The 23967-nt window shown below is 70.6% G+C and carries 11 protein-coding genes; 8 read left to right on the top strand and 3 right to left on the bottom strand.

Annotated elements, in window-relative coordinates; genetic code table 11:
• Positions 1–32 precede the first annotated feature (32 nt).
• Both ACFVNO_RS23880 and ACFVNO_RS23875 read right to left on the bottom strand, forming a co-directional pair.
• A complete protein-coding gene (locus ACFVNO_RS23880) occupies positions 33–11495 on the bottom strand; it encodes an ADP-ribosyltransferase (protein ID WP_378895826.1) in 11463 nt (3820 codons plus the stop codon).
• Positions 11496–11921: 426 nt separating this feature from the next.
• Positions 11922–12809, bottom strand: a complete 888-nt coding sequence (locus tag ACFVNO_RS23875; RefSeq protein WP_378895824.1) for an alpha/beta fold hydrolase — start codon at positions 12807–12809, stop codon at positions 11922–11924.
• A gap of 163 nt (positions 12810–12972) precedes the next feature.
• Between ACFVNO_RS23875 and ACFVNO_RS23870 the strand changes: the two genes are divergently transcribed.
• The 8 genes from ACFVNO_RS23870 (at position 12973) to ACFVNO_RS23835 (ending at position 23397) form a co-directional block, all read left to right on the top strand.
• The gene (locus ACFVNO_RS23870; protein WP_355264840.1) at positions 12973–13776 is read left to right on the top strand and encodes an SAM-dependent methyltransferase; all 804 of its coding nucleotides are present in this window, start codon (positions 12973–12975) and stop codon (positions 13774–13776) included.
• A gap of 288 nt (positions 13777–14064) precedes the next feature.
• Positions 14065–16125, top strand: coding sequence for an acyltransferase family protein (locus ACFVNO_RS23865; RefSeq protein ID WP_378895822.1), 2061 nt, complete (start codon positions 14065–14067; stop codon positions 16123–16125).
• A gap of 1317 nt (positions 16126–17442) precedes the next feature.
• A complete protein-coding gene (locus ACFVNO_RS23860; protein WP_378895820.1) occupies positions 17443–18009 on the top strand; it encodes a suppressor of fused domain protein in 567 nt (188 codons plus the stop codon).
• A 200-nt stretch (positions 18010–18209) separates the two neighbouring features.
• Positions 18210–18614 (top strand): polymorphic toxin-type HINT domain-containing protein, encoded by a 405-nt coding sequence (locus ACFVNO_RS23855; protein WP_378895818.1) that lies wholly within the window; start codon positions 18210–18212, stop codon positions 18612–18614.
• 397 nt (positions 18615–19011) lie between these two features.
• The gene (locus ACFVNO_RS23850) at positions 19012–19308 is read left to right on the top strand and encodes a hypothetical protein (protein WP_378895816.1); all 297 of its coding nucleotides are present in this window, start codon (positions 19012–19014) and stop codon (positions 19306–19308) included.
• A 551-nt stretch (positions 19309–19859) separates the two neighbouring features.
• A complete protein-coding gene (locus tag ACFVNO_RS23845; protein WP_378895814.1) occupies positions 19860–20222 on the top strand; it encodes a hypothetical protein in 363 nt (120 codons plus the stop codon).
• 89 nt (positions 20223–20311) lie between these two features.
• A complete protein-coding gene (locus ACFVNO_RS23840) occupies positions 20312–22528 on the top strand; it encodes a LamG domain-containing protein (protein WP_378895812.1) in 2217 nt (738 codons plus the stop codon).
• Between the two features lie 341 nt (positions 22529–22869).
• Positions 22870–23397, top strand: a complete 528-nt coding sequence (locus ACFVNO_RS23835; RefSeq protein ID WP_378895810.1) for an EF-hand domain-containing protein — start codon at positions 22870–22872, stop codon at positions 23395–23397.
• Between the two features lie 12 nt (positions 23398–23409).
• On the opposite strand, the gene ACFVNO_RS23830 is transcribed toward ACFVNO_RS23835, so the two are convergent.
• Positions 23410–23898: a hypothetical protein gene (locus ACFVNO_RS23830; RefSeq protein ID WP_378895808.1), complete on the bottom strand. Its 489-nt coding sequence runs from the start codon at positions 23896–23898 to the stop codon at positions 23410–23412.
• Between the last annotated feature and the right edge of the window lie 69 nt (positions 23899–23967).

The raw sequence follows: 23967 nt of genomic DNA, 5'->3' as shown, positions 1-23967 counted from the left end.
CCGGCGGACCCGGGCGGGGTCTGCGGGGGCCGCTATCCGCGCGGTCCCTCCCCAGCCGTGGAATCGGTGTGCTCCGTGCCGCCCGGGAGCGGGGGCGGCGGGGTCAGGGCGTCGGAGAACATGCTGTTCAGCGTTTCCTGGCGCTCCTGGTCGGACTGCGTCGGCGAGGACCCGGGCGGGCCGACGGACACGACCGTGGGCGCACCCTCTCCGCCGGCCGGTTCCTCGGCGTCCGCCTCCTCCGCCGTCTCGGTCGGAGGCGGCGCGGTGTGCTCCGGCGGCAGGACCTCGGCGTACAGGATGTGCCCTCGGCCCCAGGGTTCGTAGGAGACGATGCGGTAGGCGGTGCCGCGGGCGAGGATGACCTCGCGCTCGTTCGGGTGGAGGCTGCGGTCGCCGACCCACAGGCCCCGGGTCCCCGACGGGAGGACGAGGTGAATGAGGTCGGTGGGTGAGCCCCCGGCGGCGCTGGGGCGGGAGCCCAGGGACGCGGACATGAACCCGGGGCTGGTGAAGGTGCGGCCGATGAGAAGGGCCGGATTGACGGTGCTGCCGGGAACGAGGTGGTCGAAGCCGTACACGCCGCGTACCGCTTCGACGCCTTCGGGCAGGGGCGCGTCGGTGGCGTCGTCCAGGTGCTCGATGATGTCGAGGACGTGCTGCGCGTCGGGGTAGAAGCCCTGTCCTCTTTTGTCGGGGAGTGTTTCGGCGATCTCGCCCGCGGGTCCGGCGTCGCGGTAGAGGTTCTCCAGGGCGGCCTCGGGGTGGCGGGAGTCGAGGACGTCGCGGACGATCTCCTCCTGTTCGGGGGTGAGCCTGCCGCTGTTGAGGAGGTGGGGCAGGGTGTGCAGGGCGGGCCACCGGCCGTTGTTGGCCTCGTACAACTGCCAGCCGGGGCGGGAACGGCTCTGTTCGCGGCGGCGGTCGAGTTCGGCCCGGACGGTCGCTTCGTTGAGGGGTTCGAGGCGGGAGAACTGGCTGATCCAGCTGCTGGCGGTGTACGCGTGCACGTACCGGCGGGTGCGGGGCGGGAGCGCGTCGTGGGTGTTGGGGTTGAAGTCCGGATCGTGCAGCAGCTCGCCGTATTCCAGAAGGCCCGCCTCACCGGGGAACCGGCGGATGCCGTCGGAGCCCAGGACCCCCGGCCCCTCGGCCGGTGCGGTCACCTCGGCCGGGTCCGTGCCGCGCCCGCTCTCGTCCGGCCCGAGGCCCGTCCGGTCGGCGGTGTCCGTGGTCGGTGAGGTGCCGGTCTCGTGGGGGAGGGGGAGAGCCGGGGACTCGGGTGCACGGCTCTCCGGTTCGGTGGTCTCCGCAGCCGTGGTGGTGTGCGGCTCCGGCGCGGGGAGGGCGGACTCCTCCTCCCCGCCCTCGGTTCGGGTGGTGCCCTCCTCCGAGGCCGTTACCGTGACCTCCGGTTCGAGCGGTGGGAGTTCTCCTTCAGCGGGTTTCGTGGTCCCGATGCCCTCCGGCTCCGGTTCGGGGTCGGTGACGGCAGGGTCGACCGGCGGGTCCGGCAGGGGGACGTGAACGGGGGTGCCCCGGGGGGAGCCGGGCGGGGTGGCGTCGTAGAGGTCGCTCTCGGCGTCACCCTCCTCTGCCTTCTCCGTCTCCCGGGGGCCGTGTTCCTCCTCGTGGCGGGTGAGGGGGTTTTCGGTGGTCTCCACCGACGGATCGACCACCGTGGTCTCCGCCGGGTCCGCGACCGTCTCCTCCGCCGGGGGCACGGTGGTCTCCTCGTCGGGAGCGACCGCGGTCTCCTCACCGGGGACCACGGCGGTCTCCTCGCCGGAGGTGTCCACCGGTTTCGTGGACGCCTCCTCGGCCGGGGCCTCGCGGGTGTCCCTGCTCTCCGTGACCACCGGGGATTCCACCAGGGGTTCGACCGGTTCCTCGACCGGTTCCTCGACCGGTTCCTCGACCGGTGTCTCGACCGGTTCCTCGACCGGCTCCTCTACCGGGGGACCCTCTACCCCCGGCTCCTCCACCGGTGTCTCCGTGATCTCCTCCGCCGGCTCCTCCATCGGCGCCTCCGTCGGCCTCTCCGCCGTCCGCGGGTTGAGCGCGCGCAGGTCGCGCAGGGCGTCGACCATCTCCCGCATCGCCCGGTCCCTGGCCTCCTCCAGTTCGCGGTACCGCTCGTCCCGCTCCTGGTAGTCGATGCGCAGCGTGTCGTCGGCGAGGTCCGGGTCGACCCGGTTCACGAACTCGAACAGCTCCCCGCGCGCCTTGATATAGGCCGCGTCGGCCTTGGCGAAGGCCGCCTCCGCCTCCGCGTACCGGTCGATCTCCGGTGCGCCGGTGTCCAGCCCCCAGGCGCGCGCCCGGTCCTCGTCCACCCACCGCAGCACGGAGGAGTCGCTCTGGCTCCCCACGGGCGGGGTCCCAGGCTCGGCGGAGTTCTCCGCCCACACCAGCCACCGGGCCGGAACCCGCACCAGGAACATCCGCCTGGTCCCCGGCCCCTCGGCCAGCGCCCCCTCGCGCTGGCCGGACGACACCCCGTCCTTGGCCCCGCTCAGGGCCGCGTTGTCGGCGTCGAGGTTCTCCCGGAGGCGGTCCGCCGGGCGCGCGGTCTCCGTGACCTGGCCGCCCAGGCCGGCGTTCTGCGCCCGGTTCTCCGAGGTGTTCTGGGACCGGCGGACGCCCTCCTGGTCCGAGTCCCGGGCGCGGCTCTCGCTGCTCACCCCCTCGATCACGGCGCCGTCCGTGTTCAGCAGCGCCCGCGTCTTGACCACCGTGTCGCCGTACTCGGCGAGCACCGCGGCGTCCTGCGTGGCCTCGGGGGTCAGGGACAGCAGCAGCATCTCGTGCCGGCGGACGGTGATCCCGGCGGCCCGCTCCAGGTCCGTGATCCTCCGGTCCAGGAACCGGGCCGCAGCGTCGACCTCGGCGGGGTCCAGGAGGCCCGGGCCGCCCGTGCGCGTCCACCCGGCCAGGAGCGCGGCGTTGACCACCGCCGCGTCGAGCACGCCGCGGCCCTCCCCCTCGATCGCCACGGGCACGGAGTCGAGCCCCGCCGTGCCGTCCTGGTACCCGCGCCCGTCGCGCCCCCGGTGCAGGTCCGCCCAGTCGTCCGGGTACGTCTCGGTCCCGGTGTGGTCGAAGTTCGCGGGGGTGTACGGGGTCCCGGTCGGCGCGGAGCCGTTGCCGGGGCCGAGCGTCTCCAGGTAGGGGAGCGGGTAGACCGCCTGCGCCTGCCGGTCCAGGACCGACGTGGTGAAGACCTGGTCGCCGATGCGCAGGCTCGCGTCCACCCGGGTCGGCGTCGTGACCACGGCGAAGGGCGTGAACACGACCCGCTCCTGTGTCTCCTCGCGGGTCCGGTTCCGCGAGGAGGAGTCCTCCACCAGCGTCTGCTGCCGGTACGCGGGGGTGCCGCCGGCGCTGATCGCGCCGACCTGCCGACCCGTGGCGGGGTCCTCGCGGTTGCCGATGGGCGCAAGAAGGTCGATGCCGGCGCCGTGGCCGTACCCCCGGAACGTGGTCTCCTTCTCGGAGGAGGAGGTCGCCTTGATGTTGCGGTCGACGAACTCCATCTTCCCGCCGATCTGCTCCACGCGGGACCCCAGCGGGCGCAGGTCCAGGTCGAGGGTGGCCGTCCGCGACCGGCCGTTGACGAGCGTGTTCGCCGGGACCACGCGCACCTCGATGCCCGACAGGTGGGTCATCCCGCGGTTGAGGTCCGAGGTGACCGTCTCGATCAGGTCCTCGCGCGAGTGGGTGGTCAGCTCCCAGCCTCCCCGCCGCAGCCGCTGCTCCAGCTCGGAGACGAGGGAGGCGACCTGGACGGGGCGGGAGTCGTAGCCCTTCCCGGCCAGGTCCGGCTTGAGCACCATCTGCCGGTGCGGCCCCCGCGGCGGCGGGTGCGGGCTCTTGTGGACCCGGCCGTCCGGCCCCCAGGTCAGGTGGTCGTCGACGAGCCCCTCCGCGAAGACCCAGAGCGCGGGGACCATCACCTTCTGCGCGTCGCGGACCTGGGACGTCCACGCCGTGTGGTCGCCGGTCCCGGGAGACCGCGGGACGGAGAACAGGAAGTCGAAGTCCTTCTTGTGCTCGGTGGCCTGGAGGACGACGCCGTGGGTGACGAACTCGAAGGTGGAACCGGTGAACTTGACCTCCCTGCGGGTGCGGAAGGACACGGAGGTGGATTCGCCGCGCCCGTGGCCATGGGGGGTGTACCGCAGCTCCACGCCCGGCTGGGCGATGGGCGCGGAGGAACCGCGCGGTGCCTGTTCCGCGGTCTCCGCGGTGGGCTGGGAGCTGAACACCCCCCGGGCGATCAGGACCGTGCTGAAGACCGAGTCCCGGGTCGTGCCGAACCCGTAGGAGATCTCCTTGACCTGGTTGGGCTCCATCACCGCGAACTCGCGCAGGACCACCGACGCGACGTGGGTGGGCACGTACCAGGTCACCGTGGTCGGCCGGGTCCGCCACGGGGCGATGCCGTCGTCGAGCTGCACCCGGAAGCGGGAGCCGCCGTCCCGCTGGATCCCCGGCGAGGCGGCCAGGGACTGCGGCGACGTGTGGTTGGCGATGATCGCCGCCGCGCCCTCCCGGGAGGACGCGGCGCGGGAGAACGCCCAGTGGTCGCGGTCCAGGCTCGCGTAGGTGAGCGAGGAGACGGTGATGATCTCGGAGCCCCGGCGCATCAGGGCCGGGTTGAACGCCTGGACGCTGGAGAACAGCCCCGACAGGCGCCGCGCCCGGTCCGTCCGGTCGATCCGCAGCTCCGGCTCGGGGACGGGGGCACGGCGGCGGCCGCTCCGGCCGGCCGGAGCGTCGGTGGTCCGCTCTCCGGGCGGTGCCGTCTCCGTCGTCCGCCGGGTCCCGGTCCCCGAGGTCCCCGTGTCCGTGTTCCCCGGGTCCGGGACCCCCGTCCCCGTGTCGGTGTTCCCGGTGTTCGTGCTCCCCGGATCCGGGGTCGTGGCGTCAGCGGTGTCCGCGGCCTCCTCGGTGCCCTCCCCGCTCTCGGTGACGGTCTCCGGTCCCTGTCCGGCGGGAGGGGGGAGCAGGCCCAGGTTCTCACTGAGGAACGCCGAGGGGCCGCGGTCGAAGAGCCGCTCCGCCTGGGACGGCGGCAGCCTCCTGGGCGGCTCCGGGGCCTGCGCCGGGGGCGTGTCGAGGGTGAACCGCCGGCCGGTCCGCGGGGTGTGCAGCTCCACCCGGGCCCGCACCGGGTCCGGCATGCCGTCGCCGTCGCCGAAGAGCTGTCGCCCCATCCCCGTCCGGGACGGCGCCTCCCACCGCGAGGAGCGCGGCACCACGGAGTCGTCGGGTCCCATCCACGCCGAGAACTCCACGTCGGCGAACAGCACCCTGCTCCCGCTCTTGTCCTTGACGTTGGTCTCGGAGGCCGCCGAGACCCCGTACTCGCTCTGCTTGCGCGAGCGGAACTCGTTGGCGGCCCGGAAGTACACGCCCCCGGCCCGGGAGGGCGTGCCGAAGGAGTCGACGCCGGCGGAGATGCTGCGCAGGGTCACCCCCGTCCGGCCCTCGGCGGTGACCGATGTGACCTTGTCGGACTTGCGGCCGATGCCCGAGGACGCCCCTGTGGTGCTGCCGGTGTGCGAGGAGTCCAGCGGGGCGGTGGCCTCGGAGTAGCCGGTGACCCGGACCCGCGGCCACACCGAGATGTGGTCCGGCACGGTGAACCTGCGCTCGCGCATCTCGTTGCGGAACGGCAGGAACTTCGTCTCCACCAGCTTGATCTCGACCTGGCCGGACAGCCAGGCGTCGCGGTCGGCCCGGAAGGAGGAGGAGTTGACCTGGGCCAGGACCTTCTCGGTGTTCAGCTCGGCGGTTCTGCGGTTGCGCCGGTGGTTCCAGCCCGCGTGCGAGCGCGCGGGCTCGGGGGCGCCGGGGACCGCCAGGTGCGGCAGCACCAGGCCGGGGTACTCCCGGTCGATCTCCGTCAGGAGCCTGTGCGCGAAGTCGCGGAAGAAGGACTGCGGGAGCTCCCCGTCCTCGGTGCGCACCTCCGACCCGTCGGCGTGGGTCACGTCGCGGACCAGCGCGTCGCCGAAGTGGGTCGGACCCCCCTCGCGGTCCAGGAACGGGTCGCCCGTCCGCTCCAGGTGCTCCGTCTCGGGGCGCTCCCCGTCGAGGCGGCGGACGTCGTCGGCGGTGACGGCCTCCAGCGAGGACGCGTCGAAGTACGTGGGCTCGGCGTCCCCGTCGAGCCACACGGCGATCGTCCGCCGGGTCCGGTAGACGGCCGTGTCCGTGCTGTGGAACAGGTGGGCGTCCCACGTGTTGCCCGAACGCCCCCGGCCCGTGGACCACACCTGCTGGAAGCGCGTCTCGAAGTAGGGCGCGTCGACCCGGACCGCGTCGCCCGGGGTCCGGGTCACCATGCCGCCCGACACCGCCACGAAGAAGCCCTTGAGCCGGTTGGCGAGCACCGAGGCGCCGCGGGCGTAGCGGTCGGTGAACTTCATGTTGAAGTCCTTGGGGGTCTCCGGGACCAGCTCCATGGAGGTCGGCGGAGCCCAGATGGTCAGCAGGCGCGTCCCGCCCCCGGCGTCGGGGACGCGCACGGTCCGGGGCTCGTCCGTCATCGTGGGCAGCTGGGTCATGACGATGTCGTCGGCGAACACCTCCAGGACGCCGCGCCGGTCCAGCTCGCGGCGCAGGGCGCGCGACCCCGTCTTGGGGTGGGTCACCACCTTGGGCTCGTCGCTGCCCGGGCGCGGCCGGTGGAGCACCCGGCGGGTGTTGGAGCCCTCCCCGGGGGCCTCGAAGCCCAGGCGGTCGGCGACCCAGGAGTTGAGGCCGGTGGGCGCCTCGGCCGGCTCGGCGGACCGCGTCCCCCACGTGGGCAGCAGGCCCCGCCACCGCGAGCGGCCCCCGCGCGGTGAGCCGGTGCCCTCGCCGGGGGTCTCGGTGCGGCGCGTGATGGACTCGATCGAGATCGGGTGGGAGTTGGCCAGGTAGCCGCCGTACTTCGTGGCGTCCGGCGCCGTGGTCGGCGGGTCTCCCTCGGCCGGGTCTCCCTCGGTCCGGGACCCGTCCTCGGACGCGGTGTCCTCCGCGGCCGTGGCCGGGGGACGGAAGGGGTCGGTGAACGTGATCCGCGGGGGGAGGTCGTCGCGCCGCTTCAACCCGCCCATGAGGACGAGTTCCACACCGTCGTCGAGCCGGGTCTCGGTCCGGACCGGGCCGAGGTCCATGCCGTCGGCCGGGTCGTTCCCGCCCGCCGTCTGCGGCGGGGGCGGCCGGTGCGGGGTCCACTCGGCGGTGAGGGTGCTGCTGTAGGTGGTCCCCTCGCCGGTCATCTCCGTGGTGAGGAGCCGTGTGTGGCCGCCGTCGCCGGACTGCTGCTGGATCGCCGAACCTCCGAAGGCGGAGGCCCGGAAGCCGACGGCCGGCGCGGGGAGCCCGCTGACGCCCAGCAGGTTGGCCTGGAAGGCCACGACCGGGCGGCGCGCGGAGCCGACCAGCCCCGACTCGCCCCGCGACTCCTGGGTCTGCATGTCGTGCAGGCCCTTGTACTTGGCCACCGGGGCGCCGCCCCGGTTCCGGCCGCCCTCGTGCCAGTCGTCGTCGGAGCGCAGCCGCAGCGTGAAAGCGGTGCCGTCGGCGGAGGTCTCGGTGACCCCGTCGCGGGAGAAGAAGTCGCGGGGGTCGGTGCCGAGCCTCGTGTGCAGGGAGGCGCGCACGTCCGCGGGCAGGTCCGGGCGCGTGTCCAGGACGGCGTCCGGGTCCACGCGGACGCCGTAGGACTCGATCCACCGCGACTCGATCAGGTAGTTGAGCCGCAGCGGGTCCGCGCCCTCCTCCGTGCCGTCCGATTCCTCGGTCGGGACCTCGGTGCGCACTTCCTCCTCCGCGGGCGGGGGTGGGGGAGGCGGCGGAACCCTGGTGACCTCCTCGGACTCCTCGGTACGGGTGTCCTCGGCCTCTTCGGTGCGGGTCTCCTCGGGCGGGGTGGTCCGGGCGACCTCGGAGTCCGTGTCCTCGTCCTTCGGCGGCGGTGGCGGGGCCGGGGTCTCGGTGGGCCTCTCGGTCTCCGTGGTGCCCTCGGGCGGGGTGGTCCGGGTGCCCCCGGTGTCCGTGTCCTCGTCCTTCGGCGGCGGGGACGGGGCCTTGGGGGGCTCCGTGGTCTCCCCGGGGGCCCGCGTGTCCGTGCCCTCCCCGCCCGGCGGCGGTGACGGGGCGCGTTCGTGTTCGTCGGCGGGTGCGGGATTCCGGGTGTCCGCTTCTCCGCCCTGCGGCGGAGCCGGGGGTGTGAACGCGGTGCCGGACTCCCCGGATTCCGGCGTGCTCTCCAGCCGAGGGGGCCGCCCCTCGACGTTCGGAACGGTGAGGGTGCCGCGATCGGGTCCCCCTCCGGTGCCCCCGGCCGTTTCCGCGGCGGGAGCCGACTCGGTGTCGATGGGTATGTACACCGGCTCGTCCGCGAACCGGACCCGCCGCTCGCGGCGGACGCCGTTCCGTTCCTGCTCCCTCGCCGTGTCGGAACGGCCGGGGTCGCGGGTCGTGTCCTCGGGGGTGGGGGACACGCCCGACGGGGTCAGCGAGCTGAAGAAGAGGTCCAGGTCCACCCCGCTCCCGCGCCGCTCCGGGGAGCCGGAGGCAGCGGACGGCGGCGGGAAGCCCCCCGCGTCGTCCGGGGCCGTGAGGGCGCCCTCACGGCGGAACGGCCCGTCGCCGGAGGGGGTGCCGGGCGGCGTGCCGTTCCCGGTATTCCCCTCCCCATTCTCGCCCATGGCCTGGGACGGGGACGGCTCGGTCCGGTCGCCGGACACCGGGCCGCGTTCGCCCTCGGGGGACGCCGCGGCGGAGTCCCCCCGCGTATCGGAGGACTCCCCGGGAGGCGGGGCATGCCCGCCGGGGAGCGTGGTCGGCCCCTCCGGGGGCTGGGTGGAGGACTCGTCCCCGCCTTCGGCGGAGGTTTGGGTGCTTCCCTCCGGGGTGGTTTCGCGCTGGTCCTCCCGGGTGTCCCCGCCCTCTTCCTCTGGGGTGGTTTCGTGCTGGCCTTCTCGGGTTTCCCCGCTCTCTTCCTGCGGGGCGGTTTCGCGCTGGTCCCCCTGGGCGTCCCCGCCCTCTTCCTCCGGGGCGGTCTCGCGGTGGTCCTCCCGGGTGCCCTCTTCCGCGTCCCGGTTGGTGGCGGTGCTGCCGCCCTCCTCCTCGGCGGGCGGGGGAGAGGGCGCGGTGGCGGTGTCGTCCTCCTGTGCGCCGGACTCCGCGGGCGCCTCCTCGGTGACACCGCTCTCGGCTGCGCCGCCCTCGTCGGCCGGACCGCGATCATCCCCCTGGCCGGAGCCGCTCTCCGACCCGCTCCCGGACAGGGGCGCGCCCGCGCCCGAGCCGGGCCCGGCACCGGCCGGCCCACGCCCGCTCCCGCCCTCCGTCACGGGCGTGGTCGTGTGCCGCGTGTCGGGACCGCGGCTCTCGGTGCGCGGCGACCGGTTCCCGTCGTCCGACCCCGACCCAGCCTCCGAAGCGCCCGGTTCGCCGGACCCGGGGGGACCGGCGGGGACGTTCCCGGTCTCCGACCGTTCCGACCGGCCGGACACCGACGCGCCGTCCTCGTCCCCGTCCTCGTTATCCGTGCCGTACCCGTCGTCCGTTCCGTATTCGGATCCGAGGTCGAACGACATGTCGTCGCCGCCCCCGCCCCGCAGGTGCAGGACCGGCCCCTCACCGTCCTCGTCGTCCGACTCGAACCCGTAGTCCGACCCGTACTCGTCGTCCGTTCCGTATTCGGATCCGAGGTCGAACGACATGTCGTCGCCGCCTCCACCCCGCAGGTGCAGGACCGGCCCCTCACCGTTCCCGGACGAGGACCCCGGCCACCCGCCCCCTCCGGTCCCCGGCCCCGGAGCGAACGGCCGGTCGCCGGCGTCCTCCCCGTCCGGGCCGAGCCCGCGCGGCCCGGACCCGTCCGGCTCCGGGAGGTCCACCGGGGTGTTGTTGAGATTGCGCAGGTCGTCGAGGGCGTCGATGGCCCTGAGTCCGCCGGTCACGGCCAGGTCGTGCACGACCGAGGTGGCGGCGCCCGCTACCGCCGACATCCCCGACGCCTCCCACTGCTGCTCGGGGGAGAAGAGCAGGTTGGTCAGGCCCTCGCCCATGTAGCCCTCGAACGCGCCCGAGCCCGCGCCGATGCCCAGCGCGGTCAACCGGTCCCGCCACCGGGTCCCGAACTCGGCCACCGTGTCGGCGAAGGCGTTCGGGACGTCGCGGGCGAGGTGGTCCCGGGTGCTCTGCGGCAGCGGCGCGCCGCCCAGCACGTCGTCGAGCGCCGAGGTCGCACCCGGCGTGTTCCACGTCCGCAGCAGGGTCTCCGCGTACTCGCGGCCCAGCGCCCTGGCGGCGTCATCGCCCAGCTCGTCCCCGAAGTGGCGGGCGAACACGTTCCCCGCCCCGTCGATGAAGCGTTCTCCGTGCCCGATGCCGCTGCTCGCGGTGTTGGGCCGCTGCGCGGGCCCGGTGAACTCGTTGGAGTTGCGGGCGAACAGGGTCACCAGGTCCCGGTTGAACTCCGGCGTGATGCTCCCCGGCGGCCAGGTCACCGCGGGGCCGTCCTGCCCCGCCCCGTCGCGCCCGGGCCCCTCGCCCGGCGGCGGCCCCGGCGGGTCGTTCGGCGGCCCGGGCGGGCCGCCCGCGTCGTCGCGGACGTTCGGCGGCCCCGGCGGGCCGGAGCCCGTCCCGTCCGGAACCGTCTCGGGGACGTCCCGCAGCGGCGGCGGGTCCGGGGTCGGCTCCGGGCCCCGGCCGACGGGCCCGGGCGGCGGCTCGGGGACGATGTCGCGGACCGGCGGCGGGACGGGGGGATCGGGGAGGTTGTTCCCGAAGAGGTCCGCCAGCTGCCTGCTGAGGAACAGGTCGGCGCCCATGGACAGGCCCGCGCCGAGCAGCCCCTCCACGAACGCGCCCGCGGCGGCCATCCGGGTGAGCTCCTTGTCCCACTCGTCCCGGTTGCCCTGGTCCATCTGGATGCGCTGGATGAGCAGGTCCATGGTGGTGCCGAACAGCTGGGCCACGAACAGGTGGCTCAGCAGGTTCCACACCAGCCAGTTGAGGATGCGGCGGATCGCCTGGCTGCGGATGAACCTGAACATCGAGATCCACGCGAGCGACGCCCCGAACGTGAACTTCGACATCGCGATCGCCCAGGCGATCTCCAGCGCCAGCTGGACGAGCTGGCCGATGATCATCCACTTGGCGTACTCGACCTGGTTGGCGGACTCCTTGGCGTACGCCCGGATCTCCCCGGCCAGTTTCGCGGCCTCGCCGACGTAGTCCCGTTGTCCCGCGGTGAACTGGGCGAGGGAGTTCTCGAAGTACTCGGTGGTGCGCCCGTCGAACGTCGACCGCACCTTGCGGCGCAGCACCACGATCAGCTCGGGCAGCTCGGTCGCCAGGATGTACTCGACCGTGGCGTACATGTCGGAGACGTCCCGCAACCGGTCCTCGTCCACGTTCGGCCACTCGGTGCCGGTGAGGCCGTAGAAGAGGTCGGCCAGTCCGTCGGGGATCTCCATCCCCATGCGCGTCCCCGCCCCCGATCCGTTCCGCCGCCGGTCGCCCGCCGCCGGGAGCCGCGGGGCCCGGCGGACGCGACGATCCTAGGGCGGGACGGAGCCCCGGAACGGGCCCCGTGCGGTCCTTCCCGGAGTGTTCGCCCGGCCGTCACCGGGCGCCCGCCCGGCGCTGACCGGACGGCCGCGAACCCCTGGGGGACGGGTCATCCGGGCGCGGCGGACCGCCGCGCGCCGTGCCGGACCACTGCGCGCCGTGCCGGACCACTGCGCGCCGTGCCGGACCACTGCGCGCCGTGCCGGGCGGGACGGCGCCGAGGCGCCCGCCCGGCGGTGCGGCCCGTCCTGTCGGCCCAGCCCTGTTCCGCCCCGTCCGGTCCTGCCCCGTCCGGCCCCGCCGATCCCACCGCGACCGGGCCCCGCTGCGGGCCCGGGTCAGAGGTCCTCCGTGCCGAGGAACGCGCGCACCTCCGCCAGGAACCGGTCGTGGCACTCCACCTGCGCCCAGTGCCCGCAGTCCGGCACCGTGACCAGCCGCGCCCGCGGCATCAGCCGGGCGGCCCGCCGGGAGCCGCGCGGGTCCACCAGGGGGTCGTCCTCCCCGTGGAAGAACAGGGCGGGCACCCCGATCCGGTGCACCCGGCCGCTCAGGTCGTTGAGCATCCCGCGGCGTCCCACGGTGGCCCGGTTGTACCCCAGGTGCCCCAGCTGCGACCCCGGCCTGCGGATCAGGCGGGTGAACTCCTCCACCACCGGCGCCGGGATCGCCGACGGGTTCCGGACCACGGCCCGCACGGACATCTCGGGGAAGTACCGGTCGACCGCGCGCAGCACGGGCAGCACCAGCGGGTCGGGGGTGTGCACCACCGCCCAGGCGCCCGCCTGCGTGAACCGGTCGCGCAGCCGCGGCACCAGCCCGGCGGGGGCGACCAGGACCAGCCCGGCGACCCGTTCCGGGTGCTCCAGGGCCAGGTTGAGCGCGATGTCCCCGCCCATGGACACCCCGGCCACGACCGCCCGCTCCACCCCCAGCGCGCCCATCGCCTCGTCCACGACCGCCGCCAGCTCCCGCGGTCCGCCCACCGGCCCGGCCTCCAGGCTGCCGCCCCACCCGGGCAGGTCCAGCGCCCACACCCGGCGGTCGGCGGACAGCGGCTCCAGCAGCCGGTACCAGGAGACCGCCGCGCCGTCCGGGCCGCTGCCGTGCAGCAGGACCAGGGGCGCAGGTCCGGGCCGCGCGCCGCCGGCCCGCAGCACCCGCAGGCGCCCGACCCCGACGTCCACGTACTCCTCCCGCGCCCCGGGCGGTACGAGGTGGTCCATGGCGGCTCCCTTCCGTCCGCCGCCCACCCTACGCACGCCGGCCCCCGACCGGTCGGAGGATTCCCGTACCGCCGGGCCCTCCCGTTGCCCGGACCCCGTTGCGCGGGCGCCCCCGGGGACACGAGAATGCCGGTGTCGCACGGTAACGGAGGCCACGCACACCATGACCGACCCCTCATCCGACGAACACCCGCCCCCCATCGACACCACGGCGGCCCACTCCGCCCGGGTCTGGAACTACTGGCTCGGCGGCAAGGACAACTACCCCGTGGACCGCGAGGTCGGCGACTACGTGCTCGCCGCCTACCCGGAGATGGTCGAGGCCGCCCGCGCCGACCGGGGCTTCCTCATCCGGGCGGTCACCCACATGGCCCGCGAGGAGGGCGTCCGCCAGTTCCTCGACGTCGGCACCGGCCTGCCCACCCACAACAACACCCACGAGGTCGCCCGGCGGGTGGACCCCGGCGCCGCCGTGGTCTACGTCGACAACGACCCCATGGTCCTGGCCCACGCCCGGGCGCTGCTCACCGGCGGCGCGGGCGACGTCCACTACGTCGACGCCGACCTGCGCGAACCGGACAAGGTGCTGGCCGCCGCCCGCGACCACCTGGACTTCACCCGCCCCATCGGCCTGACGATCCTGGGCACCATGGGGCACACCGAGGACACCGCCGAGGCCTACGCCCTCACCCGCGCCTACATCGACGCCCTGCCCCCGGGGAGCTTCTTCGCCCTGTGCGACGGCACCGACACCAGCGAACCGATGGTGGAGGCGGCCCGCCGGTGGAACGACACCGCCGCGCTGCCCTACCACCTGCGCACCCCGCAGGAGATCGCCGGGTTCTTCGCGGGGCTCGAACTCGTGGAACCGGGTGTGGTCTCGGCGTCGCTGTGGCGGCCTGACGGGACCGAGGTGGGCGACCCCGCCCACGTGGACCAGTACTGCGGGCTGGCCCGCAAGCCCTGACCCCAGGCCGGCGGCGGCCCGCGGTCCCCGGCCGGCGGGCTCCGGCCCTCCGGGACCGGCGGCGGGCGGCCCCGGACGGACGCGCGCAGGCGGTTCCGGGCCGCCGCCCCCGAGGCCCCGAGACCCGCCCCGGAACCGGTCCCGTCACCGGCCCCTCGCCTTCCGCAACCTCCGCCACCGGCACTCGTGACACAGCGGTGACGGCCCGTTCAGCAGGGGTATCCCCCCGGGTCACCCCGGTCGGGCACGATGTTCGCCTTCCCCCGCACACCGTGAAAGCGAGCACCCGTGCCCTCTCCCACCTCCCCCGAGGGGACCGGCCCGGCCCGGCCCGTCCAGGTCGGCACCGGCGGGCACCGGCCCGGCATCGAGGGCCTGCGCGCCGTGGCCGTGCTCCTGGTCGCCGCCTACCACATCTGGTTCGGCCGGGTCTCCGGCGGCGTCGACGTGTTCCTCATGCTCACGGGCCTGCTCGTCACCGCCTCCCTGCTGCGCGCCGCCACCGGCCCGGGCATCCGCTACGGCGCGTTCCTCGCCCGGCTGGCCGCCCGCCTGCTGCCGACCGCGGCCCTGGTCGTCCTGTTCACCCTGGCCGGGACCTGGCTGTTCCTGCCCCGGTCGCAGTGGAGCGAGGCGCCCGGGGGAGCGGTCGCCGCCCTGCTCGGCCACACCAACTGGCGCCTGGCCCTGGACTCGGTGGACTACCTGGCCCGCACCGGCGTCCCCGACCCCTTCCAGCACTTCTGGTCGCTGTCGGTGCAGTGGCAGTTCTACCTGCTGTGGCCCGCCCTCATCGCGGGAGCGGTGCTGCTCGCCCGGCGCGGGGGGCGCGACCCGCGCCGGCCGCTGTTCTGGGCGCTGGCGGCGGTGTTCGCGCTCTCCCTGGCCTACTCGGTGGTGACGACCCGCACCGACCAGCCGTGGGCGTACTTCGACACCGGGGCCCGGCTGTGGGAGCTCGCGCTCGGCGGGCTGGTGGCCCTGCTGCTGCCGGCCCTGCGACCCGGGCGCACCGCCCGGCTGCTGCTGGGCTGGGGCGGGCTGGCGGCGCTGGTGCTGTGCGGGGCGCTGCTCCAGGTGTCCACGGCGTTCCCGGGCTTCGCCGCGCTGTGGCCCACCCTGGCGGCCGCGGCCGTCATCGCCGCGGGGGCGCCCGCGGGCGAGGCCGTCGGCGTCGACCGGGTGCTGTCCTCCCGGCCGCTGCGCTACCTCGGCTCCATCTCCTACGCCCTGTACCTGTGGCACTGGCCGATCCTGGTCTTCTACCTGGCCGCCACCGACCGCGACCTGGCCACCCCGCAGGGAGGGGCGGCCGTCCTGGCGGTGTCGCTGCTGGCCGCCGCCGCGACCACCCCGCTCGCCGACCGGCTCGCCGGGCTCGGGCGCGGCGCGGGCCGCCGTGCGGTGCTGCGCGGCACCGCCGTGGCGCTGGCCTGCCTTCTCCCGGCCCTGGGCGCGGCGGGAGCCTGGGCGCAGGCCCAGGAGGCCGAACGCGCCCGCTGGGACGCCCTGCTCGCCGACGGCGGCGGCTACCCGGGCGCCGCCGCCACCGACGGCGGCGCGGCGGCACCGGACCTGCCGGTCTACCCGCCGGTGTCCCTGGCCGCCGAGGACGCCCCGGTCACCTACGCCGACGGGTGCAACCAGACCACCATGGACTCCGAGGTCATCGTCTGCGACTACGGGCCCGACCACGCGGAACGCACCGTCGCCCTCGTGGGCGGCTCGCACGCCGCGCACTGGTTCCCGGCCCTGGAGGCCATCGCCGTCGAGAACGACTGGCGGCTGCTCAACATCGTCAAGGGCGCCTGCCTGTTCACCGACGCCCCGCAGATTTACAAGGGCGAGCCCTACACCTCCTGCGCCGAGTGGAACCGGGGGGTGATGGCGGAGCTGGAGCGGCTGCGGCCCGACACGGTCTTCACCACCGGCACCACCACCAGCCTGGACGCCTCCGCCGGGTTCGGCGAGGAGCAGATCGTGGACGGGTACGTGGAGCGCTGGCGCGAACTGGGGGAGTGGGGCATCGAGGTGGTCGCGGTGCGCGACACCCCCAGGTTCGGGTTCGACGTGCCCGGCTGCCTGGCCGAGGCGGACCCCGCCGACCCGGACGCCTGCACCACCGAACCGGAGCGGTCCCTGGCGCCGGTCTCCCCGCTGGCGGAGGCCGTCCTGCCCGCGAACGTGACGGTGCTGGACCTGACCGACCTGTTCTGCGACGTGGACGTGTGCCGCCCGGTGATCGGCAACGTGCTCGTGTACTGGGACGGCAGCCACATCGGCTCCACCTTCATGCGCACCCTCGCCCCGGAGCTCGAACGCCGCTGGCTCCTCGCCGAACGCCGCTGACGACCGGGACGGCCGCCCGACCGCGGAGGAAGTGAAATTGAAGGGTAGGCAAATAAAGATATATATCCATCCGGATGATCAGCCGGCGGTTCGCAATTTTGTGGAAGGTGAGGCGAAATCTCTTCTGCTCCATGAGCGCGCCGAGAGTTCGCAAGGGCTAGTGGTAGAAGATTTTGGTGATCGTGGAATATCGAGGATGATATGCCCTCGCGAGTTGTTTTTCAGGGTGGAGCCGAGATATATTGAGTCGATTGGAGAATGGAACATAGGAGTACATGAAAACCCGGTTGTCGAGTGGCGGCTATCCAAGTTGGATGGGATGGTCATCTATCCTGGAAGATTCTATTTCGTTCCCCCCGTTCAGGGCTCGAAGGGTGATGGAACAGGTGAGGTTGCAGAATTTCTCAGAATGACCAAAATGTTGTTTGGCTGGCTGCGCTCCTGGGCTGTTCTGCATCAGTTCCCGTGGGGGAGTGAAAGGCTCAGTCCTTCGGTGAGTAATCTCGTGGAGAGCGGCGCTTTGCGCCTGAATAGGAATCCCCCCGGATCGAGGATTTAAAAACCCTCTTCTGGACCCTCTGCGGTTGTTCGGGACCGAACGCGACGCCCTTGCCGGTGAGCCCCTCTCCGGGGGCGTGGTTCAGGTCGACACAGAGAGCGCGGGTATTTCGGGCCCGGCGGCGGTCGGCGACGTGGTCATTGCGACCGATGGCCCCCGTTCTGGGGCTCGGAGTTGAAGGCGTGGGTCGACGCGGTCGACCTGGCTCCGGGTATGTGGTTGCAGACCTCGGCCGGCACCTGGGTTCAGATCGACGTGATCCAGGCCTGGTCCCAGTCCGCCACGGTCCATAACCTGACCGTCCAGGGCGTCCACACCTACCATGTGGCCACGGGGACGCTCGACGTCCTCAACCACAACTGCGGTGGAGCTCGATTTGAAGTAGGTAGTGACGGTCTGGTTACTGATACGCAAACCTCAATGCCTGCGACGAGATATAACAGGAAGCGCGATTACGGGGGAGCCCGGACAAATTCCCCTGTTGGTGTGGCGGCTCGAGCCGCTGGAGAGGGGAAGCCGTGCCCCGAATGTGGTATTACCATGCAATCGGGAACAAAAAATGCTCCGACCCCCGAATATGACCTCCCGCTTGTTGGTCATTTTTGCTTCCATGGTGGTTGGAAAATGACCGATGGGCATCGCAGGGCTCATGCTTGAATTTTCATCAATGGCGCCGTGTGTCACACTTGCCAGAACAGGCGGGGCTCTGCCATGGCTGCAATCTCTATTCGGATGGCGAGGGCTTTTGGGATGAAGAGATGAGTTACTTCGATATTTATGAGGACTTGGATGACCACCTTGCCAGAGGCTGGGAGGGTAGGAGGCAAGAGGATTATAGGTGGACCCTGGGTCCAGCTATTGAAGAGATGCCAAATTTCTTTGTTCGGAGAATAGACCCTCGAAGAAACGAGAGTCCTTATGTCTATGCCACCGTAGGTGCGTTTGAGGTTGATGAGCATGCCATGAGAGAGTTCTTCATACTTTCTCCAGTGGAATCTCCAAGGCACGTTGAAACCTTGGCGATGGTATCCCACTACCACAGTTTTTTTCAGCATAGACTGCACCATGGTTCCGTTTTGGATCTGGGACGTCCTTGGATTGATGGATCCGCCGGTCATCATATTTTTGTTTCTTGGCCGTATGTTTTGGAAGAGGGGCAGGATATTTGTAGAACCTCGATGGGCGATGTGACCTATTTGTGGCTGATTCCAATTTTCAAAAATGAGGCGAAGTTTATCAAAAATAAGGGGGCTGAGGCTTTTGGTGATTTGCTTGAGGAATCTGGCGTTGATCTGGTTGATCCTCGCCGCCTTTCGGTTGTTTAGAATATTTTGTAGGTCTGGGGAATGGGTTATCGTTGAGTGAGGAGCCCTGCTGTTTCCCCGGGCTTCGGATAGACGAGGTGAACGCCCGGGGCTGTTGATCCGTCTGTCCGGTCGGTTCGGTCACCGAGGGGGGCAACGGAGCCACCTTCCACGTCTACGACGCTGACAGCGGCCGACTGATTCGGCACGCCCTGGAGGCCTTGACCCTTGCGAAGGCGTTGGTGGAGATCACCATCGACCCCACCACCGAGCGCGACGCTCCCGAGGGAGAGACCGTCTCCGCGGGCGTGGTCGAGGTCGACACCGAGGACGCGGGTATCCCGGGTCCGGTGGCGGCCGGTGAGGTCATCATCGCGACCGACGAGCACCCCTTCTGGGTCCCTGACCTGAAGGCGTGGGTCGACGCCATCGATCTGGCCCCGGGTATGTGGTTGCAGACCTCGGCCGGCACCTGGGTCCAGATCAACGCCATCCAGACCTGGTCCCAGCCCGCCACGGTCCACAACCTCACCGTCCAGGGCGTCCACACCTACCATGTGGCCACAGGGTCGCTCGACGTCCTCAACCACAACTGCGGTGGAAATTTTCCCTGGGATCAAAAATGAGAGAATTTTTGCGGTGGTCATCTGGCAACCTAAGGCATTAGTGCGATATTGGATAAATGCGGTGTACTGGAGATGGCGGTCCGATCCCCAAAAGTGTTCCCGGACTTCCTTTGGGTGCGAAAATGGCAAACAATGCTATTGCGGCCTTTGGGGCAGTGGGCGAAGCGTAGGCGCTATTCGTGATGTGTGGAATCAGGGTGAGTTGGGGGGTAATTTGGATTCGCTTAATTTCGCTGTCCGTGGAGGGGTTTCAGCCGAGGATGCGGTGAGGGGAGTTCGCCGGAAGGTATGCCGCCAGAAACGGCTGGTCTAGTTCGTCGCTCGATTGGGAAAGCGTGGTCGACTCTCCGGGGTGCTACGCGGAGTTTGTTGTAGAATTTTCGCGGTAGGAGAACTTATGGAATCTTCCGGCGATCGATATAAGCTAGAGGCCATTGCTCGCTCTCTTCGGAGTCATTGGATTAATGAGAAATCAGTTATAGGGATCCTTAATTTTCTGGTTGAAGAACTTGATTCAAGGGATGATCCCGGGGCGCTCGCCTTTGGTGTGGTTGTGTGCATGCATGAGGCATTCGATATGTCAATGGGGGATGCTAAAAGGATATCTGGATGGAATGCGATTGGTGGCATCCTGTCGGATGAAGAAATAGAAAAGAGGTTGAGTCCGCTCATTCCTCGCGTTCCTGAATCCTGACCTATCGCTTTGAATAATTTTTTCTTAGAAGGTGTCTGAAAAGGGCCGAAAGGGCGCATGCTCAGCTTGAACTCGTGATGTCCGGTGCCTGATGCCATCGGCTGGCCACAGAGGTACGACATCCTTATGAGGTACGCACAAAGGGGGCGTGGCCACGGGATCACTCGACGTCCTCAACCATGTCTGTGATGTAAGCGCGACCGTTTACTATGACCCGGAACGGGGTGCGCAAGGGCATGCAATTATTGGAATCAACATGCCCGATGGCCGTTCGATGATCGCTGAAGCCATGCCGCAAGGGCTTTCCGGGAGTCACGGAGACTACCGTGGGCTGCCGAATGGGGAGAGGCTTTTATGGAGGATATGGGTAAGAGGGCCGTTTTTAGAAAGCTAGATCTCCCTGATGCTGAAGGTGCTCGGGAGCGGCAAATGATTTGATTGGAGTCGGCGGGATTCCTGCGGGGTAACTAATGATTGCGTGTTCTATTGTGTTGGTATTCTTTGGGGTGGGGGTTGAATGGAAGGGGTGTGATCAGTTCATTCCTTGAAATGTGAAGGGAGGTGAGGTGAGAATAATGGTGTACGAGCCCGCGCCGGCGGTTCGTGTGCTGGCGGAGATTCTACTCAGTGAAAAAGTGGGAGGAATTCACCATCGGCGCGTTGGGGAGCTGTTGGTGGCCCGATCTGAAGTGGATGAAAGATACTTCTATTGCAACTCCAGGCGTCGAATCGCGGGTGCGGAGTTTGACGATATATTCATGGCTCTTTCTGAGGCGGAGGATGTTTATGTAGACGCATGGGGGCGGTGTGAATCCGGAACCAGGGAGTGGCGAATCGAGGAGGGGTTGAAGGTTCTCGAAAATGCTCTCTCGGGTGCCATAGATCTTTTCCGTGAGGCGGCGAACAAAGAATAGAAAGTGTCTTCGATGTCTTGCAGGCGAAGTTGTCCATAGAAAGGAAGAGCGCTGCCATGTCCCACCGTGCTCGAGTGTGGGGTGCCGCCGTGCCGGCCCTCGCGCTCCTGCTCCCCGTTCTGTCCACCCCCGCCCATGCGGAGCAGGAACCGGCCACCGACACCCCGGCCGTCTCCATCGCCGGTCCGGCCGTCGGAGACAACCCTCCTGAGATACCTGCCGAACTCTCGGACTCCCACGGGGGCGCTTGTTCCTCCGACCCCGATACCCCTCTGCTGATCAACGAGGTGGCACCTGCTCTCACCGCCTACGTCCGCGACCGCGACTCCACGTCGTCCGGCCGGCAGAAGGTCAAGACCGAATTCACCTGGTCCGTCGACGGTTCCCGGATCGGCGGCGCGGAGAGCCCGTCCACCGACGTTGCGGTCTGGCCCTCGGGTTCCTTCCAGTCGGCTGATGCCTCCGGACTGCCCGAGGGCGTGCTGATCGCCTATCGCGCGCGGGCCCACGACGGCACCTCGTGGTCGGGCTGGTCCCCGGACTGCTACCTGACGGTCAATACCTCGCGCCCCGACCAGGGACCGGCGGTGACCTCGACCGACTACCCGGCCGACGGCATGGCGCACGGCTCCCCGGGTCTGCCGGGTGAGTTCACGTTCAGTAACAACGGGGTGGACACGGCCGAGGAGTACTACTACGGGTTCAACGACGACTCCTGCACCACCAAGGTCACCCCGTCGACGCAGGGCGGATCGGTCACGGCGACCCTCACGCCCGGGCAGGAGGGGCTGAACCGGATCTACGCCCGCACGGTGGACGGCTTCGGGAACTCCTCCGACTGCGTGCTGGTGTACTCCTTCCTGGTGGCATCGCCGAGTGACCCCGTCCTCCACCTCGGTTTCGACGAGGGTGAGGGGAACCGCGCGGTCGACGCCGTCGACCCCGACCGCGGTGCCACGCTCTCTGACGGTGTCGACCGGGTGCGCGGCCGCGTCGGCGCCACCGAGAATCCCGGCACGAATCCGTTCCCCCGTATGAACGGCACGGCGGTGCACACCAGCGGTTACACCGATGGTGCTCCCGGGCCGTTCGACGAGATCGACACCGATCTCCTGACGGTCGACACCTCCGGCACGTTCTCCGTGTCGGTATGGGTCAAGCTGGACCGCGCAGACGCGGATCACACCGTTGTGGCCCAAGGGGGCGCCCGGCAGAGTGCCTTCCGTCTCGGCTATGACGACTACAGCGGCCGGTGGGCGTTCGAGATGTCCCCGGAGGACGAGCACTGGGACGGGGCGCGCCCATGGGTCTCGGCCCTTTCGTCGGAAGCCGCCGAAGTGGACGTGTGGACCCACCTGCTCGGCACCCATGATTCCCGGACGGGACGGTTCACCCTCTACGTCGACGGTGTCGAGCAGAGCGAGGCGACCCACACCGGCGCATGGAACGCGACAGGACCGTTGGCCGTGGGCCGCGGCCTTTCCCGGACCGCCGGAGACCACTACTGGCCCGGGGCGATCGACGACCTTCGTATGTGGGACCGCCTGGTCCATGACCAGGCCGTGTCCGACCGCGAGTTCGAGGACGAGGTCTGGCGCCTGGCCAACCGCCCCGTCGCCCCGCAGGGGCGTTGGACTCTGGACGAGTACGACGGGACGCAGGTGGCCGACTCCACCGACCACGGTCTGAACGCCACACTGCACGGCGACCCGCTCACCGCATGGAACCTCGCGGAGAACGACGCCACCGCCTCTCCCGGTGTGCGGCTCAACGGGGACGGGGAGCACATCGAAAGCCCCGGACCCGCACTGCGCACCGACCGCAGCTTCAGTGTCGCGGCCTGGGTGCGCCTGGACGCAACGGCTCAGGGCGCCGATGCCGTTGCCGTGAGCCAGTCCGGGCAGTACCAGAGCGCTTTCCACCTGGGCTACCGGGGATCCAACGGCGGGTGGACCTTCGGGCTCTCAGCCCACGACGACCCGCCCGCCACCGGTTCGGAAGAGTGGAGCCGCATCCACTCGGCGGCCCCGGCCCGCCTGGGGGAGTGGACCCACCTCGTGGGGGTCTACGACCACACCCGCAGGGAGATGATCCTGTACGTCAACGGACTCGAGGAGGCCCGGGCGAGTGTGGACCACGCGTGGCACGCCGAAGGCGGACTGCGCATCGGCGGAGCCCGGTACCAGGGTGCGGACGGCCGCCACTGGACCGGCGATATCGACGACGTCCACGTCTACCAGGGTGTTCTGGGCGAGCGGGACAGGGACCGCGTGTACATGGGGGAGTTCCCCAACATCCAGATCTGACCCCTCCGCAGGTCGCACGTCTCCCGGCCACCTGTGACCGTCGCCGTGCCGTGAAGGCGCGGGGACGGTCACAGGGGGCGTCGCCGGATCCCGGCGGTTTGGAGAACGATCCTTTTCTTCAAACGGGTCCCTTTTGTTCTCAAGGGTGAGAGGAGAAAGGGTTGTTCTCCTTGAAGTCGGGACTTTGTTTTGATGCGGTTTCGAGTGTTCATTGCATGGCTGTCGGGAAGGGATCTCAGCTGTTCTAGGGATAGGCTGGCCGGGGTGGAACCGTTTCCGGGGTGCTGTCGCGGGACGGTGTCGAATGCGCGAAGAGTGCTTTTCGGGGAAAAGGGGAGATCATGGCCGGGGTCGAGGAGAAGGGGCGTCTGGAGAAGCGCTTCGAGCTCTGGGACCGGGAGGGGAAGGGGTACGTCGAGCGTTCCGACGTCGAGGCCGGGGCCCGGCGCTTCGCGCAGGAGTTCGGTGAGCAGGGCTCGGCGAAGGAGCAAGCGCTCATCGACGCCTACAGGGGCATGTGGGACTCCCTGTCCCGGGCCGCGGGCACGGACCGGGTCGGGAAGGACGACTTCCTGCGGCTCTCCGAGACGGCGGTCATCGGTCAGGGCGACGACGGGTTCGACCGGGTGCTGCGCCCGGTGGTGGAGGCGCTCGCGGACCTGCTGGACACCGACGGCGACGGGCGGATCGGCGAGCGGGAGTTCCTGAGGTGGGCCGGTGTCATGGGGGTGCGCGGCCCCGATTCCGCCAGGGCGTTCGAGCACCTGGACGGGGACGGCGACGGGACCCTCTCCCGCGAGGAGTTCACCGTCGCGGTCCGGGACTACCTGTTCGGCAGGCACGACGCCCCGCTGTTCGGCGCCCGCTGACCGGCGGCGCCGTCACCACGGCGGGTCGCCGACCGACCCGGCGGGCCTCGGGGTGCGGACCAGGACGCCGGTCCGGGCCGCCGCCTCCAGGAGCACCGGGTCGGCCGGGAGGGTCATCGGGGACCAGGCCGGGGCGTCCGGCCAGGCCCGGGCCAGGGCGGCGGCGGTGACGCGGTGGAAGTCGTCCAGGACGGCGGACGCCTCCTCCCGCGCGTCCCACCGCCGCTCCGCCCAGCACCACAGAAGCACCGTGGCGGCGGTCCACCGGCCCACGCCCCGCCGCCTGGCCGGTCCGGTCAGGTCGGACCGGGCGTGCGGCGGCGGCAGGAGGACCTCGGCCCGGCCCTGGTAGACCTCACCGGCCGCGGCCCGTTCCAGGGCGGTCGCCGCCTCCGCCAGGAGCCCGGCGAGGGTCTCGGGTCGGGTGCCCGCGGGGACGGCCGCCGTCAGTGATACCGGCACCCTCGCCCACACCGGTGCGGCCTGGTCGGAAACGGACATGATCCTCCTCGTGTTCCTCGTTCGTCGGGCGGTCCCCTTCCCCCGCCGGAGCGGCGGGGGAAGGGGACC

Source organism: Nocardiopsis sp. NPDC057823, from assembly GCF_042797335.1.
In the GTDB taxonomy this organism is placed as follows: Bacteria; Actinomycetota; Actinomycetes; order Streptosporangiales; family Streptosporangiaceae; genus Nocardiopsis; species Nocardiopsis changdeensis.
This window is presented reverse-complemented; position numbering and strand designations above follow the sequence as displayed.

What these genes read in the sequence shown, in the direction of transcription:
- ACFVNO_RS23880 (WP_378895826.1), bottom strand. Translation starts at nt 11,495, where the DNA reads ATGGGGATGGAGATCCCCGACGGACTGGCCGACCTCTTCTACGGCCTC.
- ACFVNO_RS23875 (WP_378895824.1), bottom strand. Translation starts at nt 12,809, where the DNA reads ATGGACCACCTCGTACCGCCCGGGGCGCGGGAGGAGTACGTGGACGTC.
- ACFVNO_RS23870 (WP_355264840.1), top strand. Translation starts at nt 12,973, where the DNA reads ATGACCGACCCCTCATCCGACGAACACCCGCCCCCCATCGACACCACG.
- ACFVNO_RS23860 (WP_378895820.1), top strand. Translation starts at nt 17,443, where the DNA reads ATGAGTTACTTCGATATTTATGAGGACTTGGATGACCACCTTGCCAGA.
- ACFVNO_RS23850 (WP_378895816.1), top strand. Translation starts at nt 19,012, where the DNA reads ATGGAATCTTCCGGCGATCGATATAAGCTAGAGGCCATTGCTCGCTCT.
- ACFVNO_RS23835 (WP_378895810.1), top strand. Translation starts at nt 22,870, where the DNA reads ATGGCCGGGGTCGAGGAGAAGGGGCGTCTGGAGAAGCGCTTCGAGCTC.
- ACFVNO_RS23830 (WP_378895808.1), bottom strand. Translation starts at nt 23,898, where the DNA reads ATGTCCGTTTCCGACCAGGCCGCACCGGTGTGGGCGAGGGTGCCGGTA.